The following is an 18,612-nucleotide window of genomic DNA, read 5'->3' as shown; positions in this document are numbered from 1 at the left end:
CCCCTGTCGACTCCGCCGCCGCGCCCGACGCCGCCCCCGTGGCCGGGCGCGCGATGGCCCCACGTCCCGTCCTCACCGAGGCGCTGCGGCACCAGGTGCTCGTCACCTTCAATGCCTCCGAGCAGCACCTGGAGGGCGGCGACACGGTGGTGGCCTGCTTCGAGCAGCAGGTGGACCGCGCGCCGGACGCGACGGCGCTCGACTTCGAGGGCACCCGGCTGACGTACCGGCAGCTCGACGAGCGCGCCAACCAGCTCGCGCGCTATCTGCGCTCGCTGAGCGTGGGGCCGGAGACGCGCGTCGCGCTGTGCGCGGAGCGCTCGGTGGAGCAGGTGGTGGGGATGCTGGGCATCCTCAAGGCGGGAGGCGCGTTCGTTCCGCTGGACCCGGCGCATCCCGCGGAGCGGCAGGGCTTCGTGCTCTCCGACAGCGGCGCGCCCGTGGTGCTCGCGCGGCAGCAGATGCTGGACGAGCTGCCGCTGCGCGGCGAGCTGACCGTGGAGCTGGACGGCCTGCTGCCGCCGTTCGCGCGGCACTCCGTGGAGCGGCTGGAGGCGGTCGCCTCGGCGGACCATCTGGCGTACGTCATCTACACGTCCGGCTCCACGGGGCGGCCCAAGGGCGTGCTGGTGGCGCACGCGGGGCTGCGCAACACGGCGCTGGCCGCAGTGCGGGCGCATGGGTTCCGGTCCGAGGACCGGGTGCTCCAGTTCGCGTCGATGAGCTTCGACGCGTCCGTGTGCGAGGTGTTCGCCACGCTGCTCGCGGGTGCGACGCTGGTGCTCGCGCCCCGACAGCGGCTGCTCCCGGACGCGCCCCTGCGGACTCTCTTGAGAGAGAGCGCCGTCACCGCGGTGACGTTGACGCCGTCAGTGCTGGCGCAGCTGGAGACGGACGGGCTGGAGGGCCTGCGCACCGTCATCTCCGCGGGCGAGGCCCTTCCCATCGCGGTGGCCGAGCGCTGGGGCCAGGGCCGGCGGCTGCTCAACGCGTATGGACCGACGGAGGCCACGGTCTGCGCGGCGATCACGCCGTACGCGGTGGTGCCGGGCGCCATCACCCTGGGCACGCCGTGGCCCAACACGCGACTGTACGTGCTCGATGAGGCGCTGGAGCCGCTGCCTCCTGGCGTCGCCGGAGAGCTGTTCATCGGCGGCGTGGGCGTGGCCCGTGGCTATCTGGGGCGACCGGACCTGACGGCGGAGCGGTTCCTGCCGCATCCGTTCGGCTCGACGCCGGGTGAGCGGCTCTACCGCACGGGAGACCTGGCGCGGTGGACGGTGGACGGCGAGCTCGAGTACCTGGGCCGCATCGACTCGCAGGTGAAGCTGCGCGGCATGCGCGTGGAGCCGGGCGAGGTGGAGGCCGTCCTCGCGCGCCATCCGGAGGTCCGCGAGGTCGCGGTGGTGGCTCGCGAAGTCGCGGAGGGCGAGCTGGCCCTGGTGGCCTTCCTCGTCCCCGCCGAGGGACAGGATGAGACCCGGGTGAGCGCGGTGCTGCGCCCGTGGTTGAAGCAGCAGCTCCCCGAGCACCTGGTGCCCTCCGCGCTCGTGACGCTCACCGCGCTTCCGCTGACGTCCTCCGGGAAGGTGGACCGGAAGGCGCTGGGCTCGTTGTCGCTCGGCCGCGTCGACGCCGCGAGCGCGTCCGCGGACAGCGCGCCGCGTGGAGAGCTGGAGGTGCTGCTGGCGGGGTTGTTCCAGCAGGTGTTGGGCGTGGAGCGGGTGGGCCGGGACAGCGACTTCTTCGAGTTGGGCGGGCACTCGCTGAGCGCCACGCGACTGCTGGCGCGCGTGCGGCACGCGGTGGGTGTGGACCTGCCGCTGACGGCGCTGTTCTCGCACGCGACGGTGGCTCGTCTGGCCCGGGCGCTGGGTCCCATCTCCGAGTCGCTCTCGGCGTCACTCGCCGGCCCCACGCCGCTCCCCGCGGACGTCGCGCCCATGACCTCCCTGGCGCAGGAGCGGCTGTGGTTCCTCCAGCAGCTCCAGCCGGATTCGGCGGCGTACCTCGTCGTCGATGCGCTGGAGCTTCGGGGCACGCTGAACAGGGCCGCGCTGGAGGACACGCTGCGGCGACTGGTGGAGCGGCACGCCGCGCTCCGCGTCACCTTCACGCCCGTGGAGGGGAGCCCGCGACTGCGCGTCCATCCGGTCCGCGAGCCGCTGCTCACGGTGGAGGACGTGTCACGCCCGCCGAATGAGAGCGGGACGGCGGAGGCGTTGCTCCAGCGCAGGCTGCGCGAGGAGGCCTCGCGACCGCTCTCGGTGGAGGAGGGGCCGCTGTATCGGTTCCACCTGTTCACGAGCGGCCCCGAGCACCAGGTGCTGCTGCTGGTGCTGCATCACCTGGTGGTGGATGGCCTCTCGATGGGCATCCTCCTCAACGAGCTGGCGACGACGTACTCCGCGATCCAGGAAGGCCGCGTCCCGCCTCCCGCGCCCGCCACCCTGGACTACGTGGACCTGTCCGCCTGGCAGCGCACGCCCGAGGTCCGCGCGCGCGAGGACATCCACCTCGACTACTGGAAGCGACAGCTCGCCGACGCGCCGTCGCTGCTCGCGCTGCCCACGGACAAGCCTCGGCCGCCGGTGTTGTCCGACCGCGGCGCGTACTCGCGTCGCCACGTGTTGCCTCGCGAGGTCCGGCTGCGGCTGGAGGCGCTCTGCCGAGAGCACCAGGTGACGCCGTTCATGGCGCTCTACGCCGTGTTCGCCACGCTGCTCCAGCGCTACTCGGGCGAGCGCGAGCTGTGCATCGGCACGCCGGTCTCCGGACGCACGCACGCGGCCTCCGAGGACATCGTCGGGCTGTTCATCAACACGCTCGTCCTGCGGACACATCTGCTGCCTTCCGCGCCGTTCTCCATGTTGCTGGCGCACGTGTGGGCGACCGCGCTGGAGGCCTTCAGTCACCAGGATGCGCCGTTCGAGCGGGTCGTCGATGCGCTCCACGTCGAGCGCAGCCTCAGTCACGCGCCCCTCTTCCAGGTGATGTTCGACCTGCGCCGCGTCGACTCGCCCCTCTCCTTCTCCGGCCTCTCCTCTCAGCACGTCTTCGTCGACAATGGCGCCAGCCAGCTCGACCTCGCCCTCACCGCCACCGAGCTGCCCGACTCCTCCCTCCAGCTCTTCTTCCAGTTCCGCACCGACCTCTTCGAGCACGCCTCCGTCGAGCGCATGCTCTCCCACTTCGTCATCCTCCTCGAACAGGTCCTCGCCTCGCCCCAGGCGCCCCTCTCCAGCCTCTCGCTGCTCTCCGTCGAAGAGCGCCAGCGCGTCCTCTTCGACTTCAACGATTCTCACCGTCCCTTCGACTCCGACGGCACCGTCGCGTCCCTGCTGCTTGCCTCCTTCGCGAGGACGCCTGACGCCGTTGCTCTCGTCGCTCCCGACGCCACCCTCACCTTCTCCCAGCTCCACTCTCGCGCTTCGCGTCTCGCCGCGCATCTCGCGGCTCTTGGTGCGCGTCCGGAAGCTGTCGTCGGTGTCTGTGTCGAGCGCTCGTCCGAGGCTGTCGTCTCCCTCCTCGCCGTCCATCTTTCCGGCGCAGCGTGCCTCCCTCTGGAGCCTTCGCACCCGCCAGCCCGGCGCGCACAACTGCTTCAGCAGTCCCGTGCATGCCTCGTCGTCTCTTCGCCTGCTCTCTTCGCGGATGTGCAGCTTGGGATTTCGCTCGTCGAGCCTGCTACGGCGCAGCGTGCTGACGCAGCACTGGCGGAGCCTCTGCGCGCCCTGCCCGACAACCTCGCCTACGTCCTCTACACCTCCGGCTCCACCGGCACTCCCAAGGGCGTCCTCTCCACCCAGCAGAATGTCGTCCACTGCTTCGACGCCTTCGACGCCCTCTACTCCACCTCCACGGGCCACACCTGGGCCGCCTCCGGCAGCCTCTCCTTCGACATCCACCAGGAGGAAATCCTCTTCAGCCTCTCCCGCGGCGCTCGCGTCATCCTCCGCGACGTCGGCCCTCTTGGCCTCGCCAACGACATCCGCCGCCACTCCGTCTCCCATGTCGTCATCACCCCCTCCTCCCTCGCCACCGCCCTCGAGGAGCCCGGTGCCCTCGACGCCTTCCGCTCCCTCTCCGTCCTCGTCACCGGCGGCGAAGTCCTCCCAGACTCTCTCGTCCAATCCCTCGCGCTGACTTCCACCCGCCTCGTCAACACCTACGGGCCCACTGAAGCCAGCATCAACGTCGCCGCTGAAATCTCCCTCCCTCACCGGCCCGTCCGTCTCGGCAGCCCTCTTCCCCGCTGCCGCCTCTACGTCCTCGACGACTCCCTCCAGCCCCTCCCCCCAGGCGTCCCCGGCAACCTCTTCATCGGCGGCATCTGCCTGGCTCGCGGCTACCACTCACTCCCCCACCTCACCGCAGAGCGCTTCATCCCTGACTCCTTCAGCACCTCTCCCGGCGCTCGCCTCTACGACACCGGCGACAGGGCCCGCTGGAATGACGACGGCTCCCTCTCCTTCCTCGGCCGCTCCGACTTCCAGCTCAAACTCCGCGGCGTCCGCGTCGAAGTCGAAGAAATCGAAGCCGCTCTGCTTCGCCTCTCCGGCGTCCGCCAGGCCGCCGTCCTCCCCTTCCGCCCCTCTCGCGACACCTTCCTCGTCGCCTTCCTCGTTCTCGACGACGGTGCGCCTCCTCTCTCCGCGCTTCGGGACGCACTCGCTTCCTCTCTCCCTGAAGCCCTCGTCCCCTCTCGCTTCCTCTCCCTCCCCTCTCTCCCCTTCACCACCAGCGGCAAGGTCGACAGGACGGCCCTCTCCTCCTTCGACATCTCCGCCGCGGAAGTCCCCTCCTCCGACGCTTCTCCTCGTGGACAGGCCGAGGCGCTCCTCGCCCAACTCTTCGCCGACGTCCTCTCCCTCTCTCACGTCCCTCGCGACGCGGACTTCTTCTCCCTCGGCGGCCACTCCCTCTCCGCCACCCGCCTCGTCTCCCGCATCCGCCTCGCCTTCGGCGTCGAGCTTCCTCTCGCCGCCCTCTTCTCCTCCCCCTCCGTCGCAGGACTCGCTCTCCTCCTCTCCCTGCACCACGACGCGCTCCCGCTCCCCGCTCCTGCTCCCTCCTCTCTTCCTCCTCAGCCCTCCTTCGCGCAGGAGCGCCTCTGGTTCCTCCATCAACTCCTGCCTGACTCCGCCGCGTATGTGATTCCGGAGGCGATCGAGCTGACGGGAGTCCTGGATACAGCCGCCCTGGAGGCCGCGCTGCGACTGCTGCCGGAGCGGCACTCATCGTTGCGCGCGGTCTTCGGTTCGTCGGAGGGGATGCCTCGGTTGGCGTTCCAGCCCGTCCCCGAGCAATTGCTCGACGTGGAGGACCTCCGGCCTCGCGTCCGTGGCGAGGAGGCACTGCGCGCACTGCTCCAGCAACGTCTGGAGGAGGAGAGCTCGCGCCCGTTCTCACTGGAGAAGGGGCCCCTGTATCGCTTCCGTTTGTTCAGGGTCGCGGTCGATCGCCATGTCCTGCTGATAGTCATCCACCACATCGTCGTGGATGGCCTGTCCATGGACCGGCTCCTGAGCGAGTTGGCGCAGTCGTACTCAGAGCTGAGCCGGCAACGAGCGCCGCTGCTCCCCACGCCGCCCCTCACCTACTCGGATATCTCCGCGTGGCAGCGGACCCCCGAGTTTCGCGCGCGTGAGGATGTCCACCTCGACTACTGGAAGCGGCAGCTCGCCGATGCCCCCGCGCTGCTCGCGTTCCCCACCGACAAGCCGCGTCCGCCGGTCCTCACGGATCGAGGCGCCTTCTCGCGTCACCAGGACCTGCCTCGTGAAGTCCGCCTCCGGCTGGAGGCGCTCTGCCGACAGCATCAGGTGACGCCGTTCATGGCGCTCTATGCCGTGTTCGCCACCCTGCTTCACCGTTACTCGGGTGAGCGCGAGCTGTGCGTCGGCACTCCCGTCTCCGGCCGCACGCACGCCGCCACCGAGGACATCGTCGGCCTCTTCCTCAACACGCTGGTCCTTCGCACGCAGCTTCCAGCAGGGATGACCTTCGCCTCGCTGCTGGCGCAGGTCCGGAGCACTTCGCTCGACGCCTTCAGCCACCAGGATGCGCCGTTCGAGCGGGTCGTCGACGCGCTCCACGTCGAGCGCAGCCTCAGTCACGCGCCCCTCTTCCAGGTGATGTTCGACCTGCGCCGCGTCGACTCGCCCCTCTCCTTCTCCGGCCTCTCCTCTCAGCACGTCTTCGTCGACAATGGCGCCAGCCAGCTCGACCTCGCCCTCACCGCCACCGAGCTGCCCGACTCCTCCCTCCAGCTCTTCTTCCAGTTCCGCACCGACCTCTTCGAGCACGCCTCCGTCGAGCGCATGCTCTCCCACTTCGTCATCCTCCTCGAACAGGTCCTCGCCTCGCCCCAGGCGCCCCTCTCCAGCCTCTCGCTGCTCTCCGTCGAAGAGCGCCAGCGCGTCCTCTTCGACTTCAACGATTCTCACCGTCCCTTCGACTCCGACGGCACCGTCGCGTCCCTGCTGCTTGCCTCCTTCGCGAGGACGCCTGACGCCGTTGCTCTCGTCGCTCCCGACGCCACCCTCACCTTCTCCCAGCTCCACTCTCGCGCTTCGCGTCTCGCCGCGCATCTCGCGGCTCTTGGTGCGCGTCCGGAAGCTGTCGTCGGTGTCTGTGTCGAGCGCTCGTCCGAGGCTGTCGTCTCCCTCCTCGCCGTCCATCTTTCCGGCGCAGCGTGCCTCCCTCTGGAGCCTTCGCACCCGCCAGCCCGGCGCGCACAACTGCTTCAGCAGTCCCGTGCATGCCTCGTCGTCTCTTCGCCTGCTCTCTTCGCGGATGTGCAGCTTGGGATTTCGCTCGTCGAGCCTGCTACGGCGCAGCGTGCTGACGCAGCACTGGCGGAGCCTCTGCGCGCCCTGCCCGACAACCTCGCCTACGTCCTCTACACCTCCGGCTCCACCGGCACTCCCAAGGGCGTCCTCTCCACCCAGCAGAATGTCGTCCACTGCTTCGACGCCTTCGACGCCCTCTACTCCACCTCCACGGGCCACACCTGGGCCGCCTCCGGCAGCCTCTCCTTCGACATCCACCAGGAGGAAATCCTCTTCAGCCTCTCCCGCGGCGCTCGCGTCATCCTCCGCGACGTCGGCCCTCTTGGCCTCGCCAACGACATCCGCCGCCACTCCGTCTCCCATGTCGTCATCACCCCCTCCTCCCTCGCCACCGCCCTCGAGGAGCCCGGTGCCCTCGACGCCTTCCGCTCCCTCTCCGTCCTCGTCACCGGCGGCGAAGTCCTCCCAGACTCTCTCGTCCAATCCCTCGCGCTGACTTCCACCCGCCTCGTCAACACCTACGGGCCCACTGAAGCCAGCATCAACGTCGCCGCTGAAATCTCCCTCCCTCACCGGCCCGTCCGTCTCGGCAGCCCTCTTCCCCGCTGCCGCCTCTACGTCCTCGACGACTCCCTCCAGCCCCTCCCCCCAGGCGTCCCCGGCAACCTCTTCATCGGCGGCATCTGCCTGGCTCGCGGCTACCACTCACTCCCCCACCTCACCGCAGAGCGCTTCATCCCTGACTCCTTCAGCACCTCTCCCGGCGCTCGCCTCTACGACACCGGCGACAGGGCCCGCTGGAATGACGACGGCTCCCTCTCCTTCCTCGGCCGCTCCGACTTCCAGCTCAAACTCCGCGGCGTCCGCGTCGAAGTCGAAGAAATCGAAGCCGCTCTGCTTCGCCTCTCCGGCGTCCGCCAGGCCGCCGTCCTCCCCTTCCGCCCCTCTCGCGACACCTTCCTCGTCGCCTTCCTCGTTCTCGACGACGGTGCGCCTCCTCTCTCCGCGCTTCGGGACGCACTCGCTTCCTCTCTCCCTGAAGCCCTCGTCCCCTCTCGCTTCCTCTCCCTCCCCTCTCTCCCCTTCACCACCAGCGGCAAGGTCGACAGGACGGCCCTCTCCTCCTTCGACATCTCCGCCGCGGAAGTCCCCTCCTCCGACGCTTCTCCTCGTGGACAGGCCGAGGCGCTCCTCGCCCAACTCTTCGCCGACGTCCTCTCCCTCTCTCACGTCCCTCGCGACGCGGACTTCTTCTCCCTCGGCGGCCACTCCCTCTCCGCCACCCGCCTCGTCTCCCGCATCCGCCTCGCCTTCGGCGTCGAGCTTCCTCTCGCCGCCCTCTTCTCCTCCCCCTCCGTCGCAGGACTCGCTCTCCTCCTCTCCCTGCACCACGACGCGCTCCCGCTCCCTTCTCCCGCGCCTTCCGCACTGCCTCCTCAGCCCTCCTTCGCGCAGGAGCGCCTCTGGTTCCTCCACCAGCTCCAACCCGAGCTGCGCGCCTACAACATCCCCGAGGCCGTGGAGCTTCGCGGCGCACTGGACATCCCGGCGCTCGATGGCGCGCTGCGGTTGCTGCTCGATCGTCACCCGGTCCTGAGAACGACCTTCATCGCGGAGGACGGGCGGCCGGTTCCACGACACAACCCGCTTCCCGTGGAGGTGCTCCACGTCGAGGAGCTCTCCGCGACCAACGCTGACAGTCCCGCGCTGCACCTCCGGCTGCGCGAGGAGAGCACTCGCGTCCTGTCACTGGAGCAGGGGCCGCTCTACCGCTTCCACCTGTTCCGCCTCGCCCCCGAGCACCATGTCCTCCTGCTCGTGCTGCACCACGTGGTGGTCGATGGCCTGAGCATCGACCTGCTGTTGAGCGAGCTGTCCCTGGCCTACGCGTCCCTGAGCCAGCACCAGACGCCCTCCCTGCCGACGCCTTCGCTCACCTACGCCGACGTCGCCGCGTGGCAACGCTCCGCTCCCGTCCGGGCCCGTGAGGACCACCACGTCGAGTACTGGAAGCGCCAGCTCGCCGGCGCTCCCGCGTTCCTCGCCCTGCCCACTGACAAGCCGCGTCCCTCCGTCCTCGGTGACGCGGGCGCGCTGAGCCGCTTCCATCGACTGTCTCCCGCGCTGGAACAGGCACTCACCCAGATCTGCCGGGAACACCACGTCACACCCTTCATGGTGCTGAGCGCGGCGCTCGCGGCGCTGCTGCATCGACACTCCGGGCAGGACGACGTGTCCGTGGGCACGCCCGTCTCCGGACGTCCGCACCCCGCGATGGAGTCCATCGTCGGCCTCTTCACCAACACGGTCGTCCTCCGCACCCGCTTCGACCCGGGGACCACCTTCGCCGAGCTGCTCGCGAGCACACGGACCACGGCGCTCGAGGCCTTCACGCATCAGGATGCCCCCTTCGAGCGGGTCGTCGAGGCCCTCCAGGTCGAGCGCAGCCTCGCTCACGCACCCTTGTTCCAGGTGGGCCTCTTCTGGGAGCGCGCGGAGAACACGCTCGCCGGGACCTTCCCCGGCCTCCAGGCCCGGCCCCTCGTCGTCGACGGCCTGAACACCCAGACCGAGCTGGCCCTCACCGTCACCGAGAATCCCCAGGGCCACGAGCTGTCCTTCCAGTACAGCACCGACCTCTTCGAGGCGCCCACCATCGAGCGCCTGCTGTCCCACTACGTCCACCTGCTCGAGGACGCACTGCGCACCCCGAGTCGGCAGGTCGCGCACCTGTCCCTCCTCGATGTCGACGCGCGCCGCCAGGTGCTCCGCGACTTCAACGACACCGGGCGGGAGTACGACGCGGACACGACGCTCGTCTCGCTCATCGAGGCCCAGGCGGAGCGCACGCCCGGGCTCCGTGCGCTCACCTTCGAGGGACACCACCTCACCTACGGAGAGTTGGAGGCCCGGGCCAATCAGCTCGCACGGCATCTCCAGTCCCTCGGGGCGGGGCCCGAGGTCCTCGTGGGCGTGTTCCTGGAGCGCTCCCTGGAGCTCGTCATCGCGCTGGTGGGCATCCTCAAGGCCGGCGCGGCCTACCTGCCGCTGGACCCGGAGCTGCCTCGCGAGCGACTGGCCGGGATGCTCGAGGACGCAGGGGCCGCCGTCGTCCTCACGCGCCAGGAGCTCGCGAGCCACCTGCCTTCGCACCCGGGCCACACGGTCCTCCTCGACGCGGAGGCCACGCGGCTCGCGAGCCTGCCGAGCACCCGCGTCTCGGGCAGGCCGCACCCCGACTCGCTCGCGTACGTCATCTTCACCTCCGGGAGCACGGGGCGCCCCAAGGGCGCGATGAACGCGCACCGCGCGGTCGTCAATCGACTGACGTGGATGCGCCAGGTCCACCCGCTGGTCGCGGGTGACAGCGTGCTCCAGAAGACGCCGACCAGCTTCGACGTCTCGGTGTGGGAGCTGTTCTGGCCGCTCACCGTGGGCGCGCGGTTGGTGCTGGCACGGCCGGGCGGGCACCGCGAGCCCGCCTACCTCGCGCGAGTCCTGGCCGACGAGCACATCACCGTCACCCACTTCGTCCCCTCCATGCTCGCGGCCTTCCTCGAGGAGCCCTGGCAGGAGTCCTTCGCGGACCTGCGCGCGCTCGTGTGCAGCGGCGAGGCGCTCTCCGCCGACCTCGTCCAGCGAGCCCACGAGCGGCTGCCCACGACGGAGCTCCACAACCTCTATGGCCCCACCGAGGCCGCGGTGGACGTGACCCACTGGCGCTGCCCTCGGGGCGACCCGCGCACGAGTGTGCCCATCGGTCGCCCGGTGGCGAACACGCACCTGCTCGTCCTCGACACCGCGGGGCACCCCGTCCCGGTGGGCGTGCAGGGGGAGCTCTTCATCGGCGGCCTCCAGGTCGGGCGCGGGTACTGGCGTCGCCCCGAGCTCACCGCCGAGCGCTTCCTCCCGGACGCCTTCAGCGACACGCCCGGCGCGAGCCTCTACCGCACCGGAGACCTCGCACGCTGGCGTGGCGACGGCACGCTGGAGTACCTGGGCCGCACCGACTTCCAGGTGAAGGTGCGCGGACAGCGCATCGAGCTGGAGGAGATTGAGGTCGCGCTGAGGCGACTGCCCGCCGTGCGCGACGCGGTCGTCGTGGCTCGAACGAGCCCACGGAGTGATACGCGCCTCATCGCCTACGTCGTCCCGCGAGAGGGGCGCGCGGAGGAGGCCGAGGCGTCACGCGCGGCGCTCAAGCCCGTGCTCCCCGAGGCCATGGTCCCCTCGGCCGTCGTCGTGCTCGACGCGCTGCCGCTCACGCCCTCCGGGAAGACGGACCGCCGAGCCCTCACTTCGCTCCCCCTGCCGGAGCCGGAGGTCACGCGAGGCGCTGGCGATGCGCCGCCGCGCGGACCGCTGGAGCAGCTGCTCGCGAGCTTCTTCCGCCAGGTCCTCGGACTGGAGAGCGTCTCCCGCGACGCGGACTTCTTCGCGCTGGGTGGCCACTCGCTGAGCGCCACGCGGCTGGTGTCGCGCATCCGCCGGGCGCTGGGGCAGGAGCTGCCTCTCAAGACCCTCTTCCTCGCGCCCACGGTGGCGGGCATCGCGCGAGCCCTGACTGAGCTGGCGCCGGGACAGGCCCTCCCGCTCCCCGAGCCCGTGCCCCGGCCCGGTGACGCGCCCACCGTGCCGTCGTTCTCGCAGGAGCGCATGTGGTTCCTCCAGCAGCTCCAGCCTGACTCCGCGTCGCTCGCCATTCCGGAGGCCACGGAGCTGCGCGGACCGTTGGACGTCGAGGCGCTGGAGTCCGCGTTGTTGTTCCTGCTGGAGCGACACACCGCGCTGCGCGCCATCTTCACGCCCGCCGAAGGGGGCCCGCGGCTGGGGCTCGAGCCCGTGCCGATGCGCGTGCTCGACCGCGAGGACCTGTCAGCCGAGGCCGCGATTCGCGACGTCCTGATGCGGCGGCTGACGGAGGAGTCTGAGCGTCCCTTCCGCCTGGACACGGGGCCGCTCTACCGCTTCCACCTGTTCCTCCTCGCGCCCGAGCACCATGTCCTGCTGCTCGTGTTCCACCACATCGTGGTGGACGGCCTGTCGATGGACCTCCTCCTGCGCGAGCTGGCGGAAGCGTATGCGGCCTGCCGCGAGAACCGCGCGCCGACGGCGCCGCCCCTGACGCTCGACTTCGCGGACGTCGCCGCCTGGCAGCGCACGCCGGCCGTACTCGCTCGACAGGATGCCCACCTCGAGTACTGGCGGCGCAAGCTGGACGGCGCGCCCACCGTGCTGGAGCTGCCCACGGACGTCCCCCGGCATCCGGGGCGCGGACACGCGGGCGCCTTCACACGGCACCACCCGCTGCCGGTGCACCTGGTCGAAGCGCTGCGGGAGCTGTGCCGCGAACACCAGGTCACGCCCTTCATCGCGCTGTACGCGGCCTTCACCGCGCTGCTCCATCGCTACACGGGACAGTCGGACCTGAGCATCGGCACGCCGGTGTCGGGGCGGGTCCATCCGTCCCTGGAGCCCCTGGTCGGCCTGTTCATCAACACCGTCGCGCTGCGCACGCAGGTCGACCCCGAGGCCTCCTTCGCTTCACTCCTGGGTCAGGCACGGACCACGGCGCTGGAGGCGTTCGCGCATCAGGAGGTCCCCTTCGAGCGGGTGGTCGAGGCACTCCAGGTGGAGCGCAGCCTCTCCCACGCGCCGCTCGTGCAGGCGATGTTCGAGCTGAGCCCCAGCCCGCGGACGCTGTCGGATGGGTTCCCCGGCCTGGAGGCGCGCCCGGTGCAGCTCGGCTCGGCCGCCAGCCTCTATGACGTGATGCTCACCGCCGAGGAGGAGGGAGACCAGTTCGGCTTCTACCTCGAGTACCCCACCGCGCTGTTCGAGTCCGCGAGCGCGGAGCGGATGGTCTCGCACTACGTGCGCCTGCTCGAATCCGCGCTGCTCGCGCCCACGACGCCCGTGCGCCGGCTGTCCCTGCTCACGGAGGCGGAACATCGACAGGTGCTCGTCGACTTCAACGCCTCCGCACGCGCACGCGACGCCCACGACACCGTCGTCTCCCGCTTCGCCGCGCAGGTCGCTCGCACGCCCGACGCGGAGGCCCTGGCCTTCGAGGGACAGACGCTCACCTACCGGGAGTTGCACACGCGCGCCAATCAGCTCGCGCACTTCCTGCGGGAGCTCGGCGCGGGGCCCGAGGAGCGCGTCGCCCTCTGCCTGGAGCGCGGCCCCGAGCTCATCGTGTCCATGCTCGCCGTGCTGAAGGCCGGCGGGGCCTACGTGCCGCTGGACCCCGCGCATCCTCCGGAGCGACTCGCCCAGCTCCTCATCGACGCCGGCGCGCGGGTCCTCGTGACGCGGGAGGGCCTGGGAGACCTGTTCTCGTCCGTCGCCATCATGTCCGCGTACGTCGACACCGACGCCGCGGAGATTTCACGCAAGCCGGTGGAGGAGCTGCCCGAGTCCGCGCAAGGCGCGCAGCTCGCGTACGTCATCTTCACCTCGGGCTCCACGGGCCAGCCCAAGGGCGTGCTGCTGACGCACCAGGGCCTGTGCAACACGGCCCTCGCGGCGCTGGAGGCGCACGGGCTCCAGCCGGGCCGGCGGGTCCTCCAGTTCGCCTCGGCGACCTTCGATGGCTCGGTCTGGGAGATCTTCTCCACGCTGCTCTCCGGCGCCACGCTGGTGATGGCGCCCAAGGAGCGGCTGCTGCCCGACCTGCCGCTGCGCACGCTGCTTCGCGAGCAGCGCATCACCGACTGCGCGCTCACGCCGACGGTCCTCACCCTGCTCGAGCCCGAGGGACTGGAGTCGCTCCAGGTGATCGTCTCCGGCGGCGAGCCCCTTTCGGCCGAGCTGGTCCGACGCTGGGCCCCGGGCCGCGCGCTGCTCAACTCCTACGGCCCCACCGAGGTCACGGTGGCCGCCACCGTCACGCCCTTCCCGGGACTCGGACGCCCGTCGGGCGGCGGGGCCACTGAAGTGGCCCGCGTCACGGTGGGAACGCCCTGGCCCAACACCCGCCTCTACGTACTCGATGAGCGCCTGGAGCCGAGTCCCATCGGCGTGCCCGGTGAGCTGTACGTCGGCGGCACCGGCCTCGCACGGGGCTATCTGGAGCACCCGGAGCTGACGGCGGAGCGCTTCATCCCGCATCCCCTGGCGACCACGCCGGGCGAGCGGCTCTACCGCACCGGAGACCGGGTGCGCTGGCTCGCGGACGGGCAGCTCGAGTACCTGGGTCGCCTGGACACGCAGCTCAAGGTGCGTGGCATCCGCGTGGAGCCCGGTGAAATCGAGGCCGTGCTCACCCGCCACGAGGACGTGCGCGAAGTCGCCGTGGTGCCTCGCGAGGACGTGGACGGAGCCACGCGGCTGGTGGCGTTCCTGGTCCCCACGCATCCGGAGTCCCTCGTCGTCGACACGGTGCGCGCGTGGCTGCGTCAGCGCCTCCCCGAGCACCTGGTCCCCTCGGCCTTCGTGCTCCTCGACGCGCTGCCGCTCACGTCGTCGCGCAAGGTGGACCGCAAGGCGTTGGAGCTCCAGGAGCTGCCTCGACAGGAGCTGCCCTCGCTCGGTGACGACGCGCCCCGCGGCACCACGGAAGAGCGGGTGGCCACCCTGTTCCAGGCCGCGCTGGGACTGGCGCAGCTCTCCCGCCAGGCGAACTTCTTCGAGCACGGCGGCCACTCCCTCTCGGCCACCCGGCTCGTGGCGCGGCTGCGTCAGGCCTTCGGCGTCGAGCTGCCCCTGGCGGTGTTCTTCGCGAACCCCACCATCGCCTCGGTGGCGGCGTTCATCGACGCGGCGCCTCGCGCGGTGCTCGAGGTCCCCACCGTCGTCGCCCGACCGGAGGTGCTGCCACCGTCCCTGGTCCAGGAGCGGCTCTGGTACGCGCTGCAGCTTCCCCAGGCGCCGCCGTATGTCCTCACGCTCGGCCTGCTGCTCGAAGGCGCGCTGGACGCGGACCGGTTGGAGGAGGCCCTGGCCGCCGTGGTCGAGCGCAACGAGACGCTGCGCACCACGTTCTTCCAGCAGGGTGAGGCGCTCCGTGTCCGCGTCCATCCTCCACGCGCCTCGGTCCTCACGCGCGTGGACCTGTCCCGCCTGTCCGCGACGCACGCGCTCGAGGTCGCCCGCGACGCCGTGGTGCGACTGGACCGGGAGCACTTCGACCTCGCGCAGGGCCCGCTGTATCGCTTCGAGTTGTTGAAGCTGGATGAGCGCGGCTCACGCCATGCGCTCGTCCTGGCCTTCAGCCACACCGTGAACGACGGCGTGGGTCTGGCCACCTTCGCGGAGGAGCTGGCGACGGCCTGGAACTCGGCGGTGGAGGGTCGCCCCGCGCGGCTGCCCCCGCTGGCGCTCCAGTACACCGACTACGCCGTCTGGCAGCGACAGCCCGAGCAGCTGCGCAGGCTCGAGGAGGGCCTCGCGTCGTGGAAGCAGGCGCTGGCGCATGCACCGCCGCTGCTGGACCTGCCGCTCGACTTCCCGCGCCGCGCGCCCGCGCTCAACGACAACATGCGCGCGGTGACGGTGTCGCTCTCGGCGGAGCACTCGGACACCATCCGCGCGCTCGCCCGGAGCGAGGGCGTCTCGTCCTTCAGCGTCCTGCTGGCACTGACGCAGGCGTGGCTGCACCGCCTCAGCGGCCAGTCCCACGTCGTCGTCGCCACGCCCTTCTCGGGCCGCTCCACGCCCCAGGTGGAGTCGCTGCTGGGCTACTTCGCCAACGTGCTGCCGCTGTGCACGGAGGTGTCCGGCGCTCCCAGCCTGCGCGGCCTGTTGCGCCGCGTGCGCGATGTCGTGGCCCACGCCACCACGCACCAGGAGGTGCCGTTCAAGCGCATCGCGGACACGGTGCAGCCGGATGGAGACCGCACCGCGCCCCGACTCGCGCAGGCGCTGCTCCAGGCGGAGCGCCCCGGGCTGCCCGGCCTGGACGGACTGTCCGTCACGGAGCTGGACGTCGACGGCGTCATCCCCGCGTATGACGTGGTGGTGAGCGTCACGCTCGGAGACGCGGGCCCGCTGTCCGGCTTCATCGCCCTGGATGGCGCCCTCTTCACGCCCGAGACCGGCGAGCGCTTCGCACGCGCCTTCGAGCAGCTCGCCGCCTCCGCGCTGAGCGCGCCGGAGGTCTCGCTGCCCCAGCTGTCCATGCTGTCTCCCACCCAGCGCAGGGAGGTGCTCGCCGCGCTGGCCGGCCCCGCGCAGGACATCGCGCCGGACACGTGCATCCACACGCTGTTCGAGGCCCAGGTGCGTCGCACGCCGCACGCGGCCGCCGTCGCGCATGGGGACGTCACCTGGAGCTACGCGGAGCTCAACGCACGCGCGAACCTCCTGGCCTCGCGCCTGCTCGAGCGAGGGCTGAAGCCCGAGGAGCGGGTGGGCGTGGTGATGGAGCCGTCCACCCAGGCCATGGCGGTTTTGCTCGGCATCCTCAAGGCGGGCGGCGCCTACGTCCCGCTGGACGCGGACTGGCCCGAGCCACGCAAGCGCGACGTGCTCGTGCGCGCCGAGGTGCACAGGCTGTGGGTGGACGCGAACGTGCTGGAGCCGCACCTGTCACTCGTCGAGGACGTGGAGGTGCCGCCCATGCCCGCGTCCGTCTCGGACGATTTGGAGCCCGGGCCGCGCCGCGTCCTTGACGCGCAGACGGCGTACATCGTCTTCACCTCCGGCTCCACGGGCGAGCCCAAGGGCGTGATGGTGGAGCACCGCTCGGTGGTGAACCACAACGTGGGCATCGCGAAGCGCTTCGGGCTGGTGGAGGGGGACCGGATGCTCAACTTCGCGCCGCTCACCTTCGACGCCGCCGCCGAGGACCTGTACCCGCCGCTCCTCGTGGGCGGCACGGTGGTGATGCGCAGCGGCCTGGTGCCCGCGCACGCGATGACACCGTACCTGGAGGAGACGGGCATCACGATCATCAGCCTGCCTCCCACGTACATCGAGGAGTGGATTCGTCAGATGGAGGCACTGGGCCAGCGTGTGCCCGCGCGCCTCAAGCTGCTCGCCCCCGGTGGCGATGTCCTCAAGAAGGAGACCTTCGAGGCCTGGGTGCGCGTGGGCGGTGGACACGCGCCGTGGGTCAACGTCTACGGCCCCACCGAGTGCACGATTACGTCCGCCACCTGTGACATCCCCGGGGTGGAGGGACTGGGCACCGCCGCCACGTTCCCCATCGGCCGGCCCATGCCGCGCGTGTGCTTCTACCTGCTGGACGAACACCTGGAGCCGGTGCCTCCCGGGTTGCCGGGCCGCGTGTACATCGGCGGAGCGGCGCTCTCACGCGGCTACCTGCGCGCGCCACACCTCACCTCCGAGCGCTTCCTGCCGGACCCGTTCTCCGCCACGCCCGGCGCGCGCATGTACCACACGGGCGACCTGGCCCGGCTGCTGCCCGACGGACGCCTGCGCTTCCTCGGCCGCGCCGACCACCAGGTGAAGGTCCGTGGCTTCCGCATCGAGCTGTCGGAGATTGAGACGTGCCTGCGCCGCCACCCGCTGGTCCAGGAGGCCGTCGTCATCGCGCGCGTGTCCCCGTCCGGCGTGACGTCGCTGTACGCCTACGTGCAGGCTCCGGGCGTCGCGCGCTCCGAGCCGTTCCGCGAGCACGTCGCCTCACAGCTCCCCGGCTACATGGTGCCGGCGACGTTCGTGGTGATGGACGCGCTGCCCATCAACGCCAACGGCAAGGTGGACCGCAAGGCGCTGCCGGACCCGGACGCCGTGGTCGCGCCCGAACCCGCGTCCGCGCCCACGTCCGACTCGAAGCTGGAGACGCCCTTCCGCACCACGCTGGAGATGGTGCTCCAGCGCCTGTGGACGGAGGTGCTCGGCCGACCGGGCGTCCAGGCTGGCGACGACTTCTTCGCGCTGGGCGGTGACTCCATCCTGGCGATGCGACTGCTCGCGCGGCTGGAGGAGGAGCTGGGCCTGCCGCTGCCCCTGGCCACGCTCTTCCAGAGCCCCACGCTGGGCGAGTCCTCCGAGGCCATCCTCGCGCTGCTGCGAGAAGGCCCCCGCCGCACCAGCGCGGTGCGCCTGTCGAGCCCCCGGCTCCCCGAGGACACGCCCCCGCTGTTCCTCTTCCACGCGGGCGACGGCGAGGTGCACCACTACCGCGACCTGGTCCCCCGCCTGGAGCCGCACTTCCGCTGCCATGGCATCCAGGCCCCGGAGACGTTGGCCACGGGCCACGGACACGCGACGCTGGAGGCCCGCGTGGAGGCGTACGCGCGCGACATCCGCGCCATCCAGCCCCATGGGCCCTACCGGCTCGCGGGCTTCTCGTACGGCGGCTATCCCGCGCTCGGCGTGGCCGCGCTGCTGGAGGCCCAGGGCGAGACGGTGGAGCTGCTCGCCCTGATGGACACCGCCACGTGGGAGGCCATCCGCGCCGTCGCGCCGTCGTCCGATGAGGACGCCGTGCTGGTGCTCGCCAGCGAGTTCGGCGTGCGCGACGCTGCGATGGAGCAGGAGCTGGCCTCGCTCTCCCGCGAGCAGCAGTGGGAGCACGTGGCGAAGCGGGCCCGCGAGCGGGGAACGGCCGCGCCGCACTTCCGGGGCAGCGACTTCGCGCGCATCTGGCGGGTGCTGGGTGAGGTGCTCACGCCGCAGGCCCGCGCGTGGACCATCCCCCTGACGCGCGTGCGCCCGACGCTCATCACCAGCCGCGCGCTGCGTGAGCAGGTGGGTGACGCGCGCCTGGGCTGGACGCACCACCTGCCCGCCGAGCACATGGAGGTGCTGGAGATGGAGGGGGAGCACGCCACCGTGCTCCACCCGCCCGAGGTCGACACCCTGGCCGCGCTGCTGCTCGCGGCGCTGGGCAAGGCGTGAGGCGGGG

1 protein-coding gene is annotated in these 18,612 nt (G+C 71.1%); it reads left to right on the top strand.

The genetic code is table 11. The features are described 5' to 3' along the window. Nucleotides 1-53 precede the first annotated feature (53 nt). On the top strand, nt 54-18,605 hold the full coding sequence (locus K8640_RS16735) for a non-ribosomal peptide synthetase (RefSeq protein ID WP_223747921.1): 18,552 nt from the start codon (nt 54-56) through the stop codon (nt 18,603-18,605). Nucleotides 18,606-18,612: the final 7 nt, after the last annotated feature.

Source organism: Myxococcus sp. XM-1-1-1 (assembly GCF_020037095.1).
GTDB classification, from domain to species: domain Bacteria; phylum Myxococcota; class Myxococcia; order Myxococcales; family Myxococcaceae; genus Myxococcus; species Myxococcus fulvus.
This window is presented reverse-complemented; position numbering and strand designations above follow the sequence as displayed.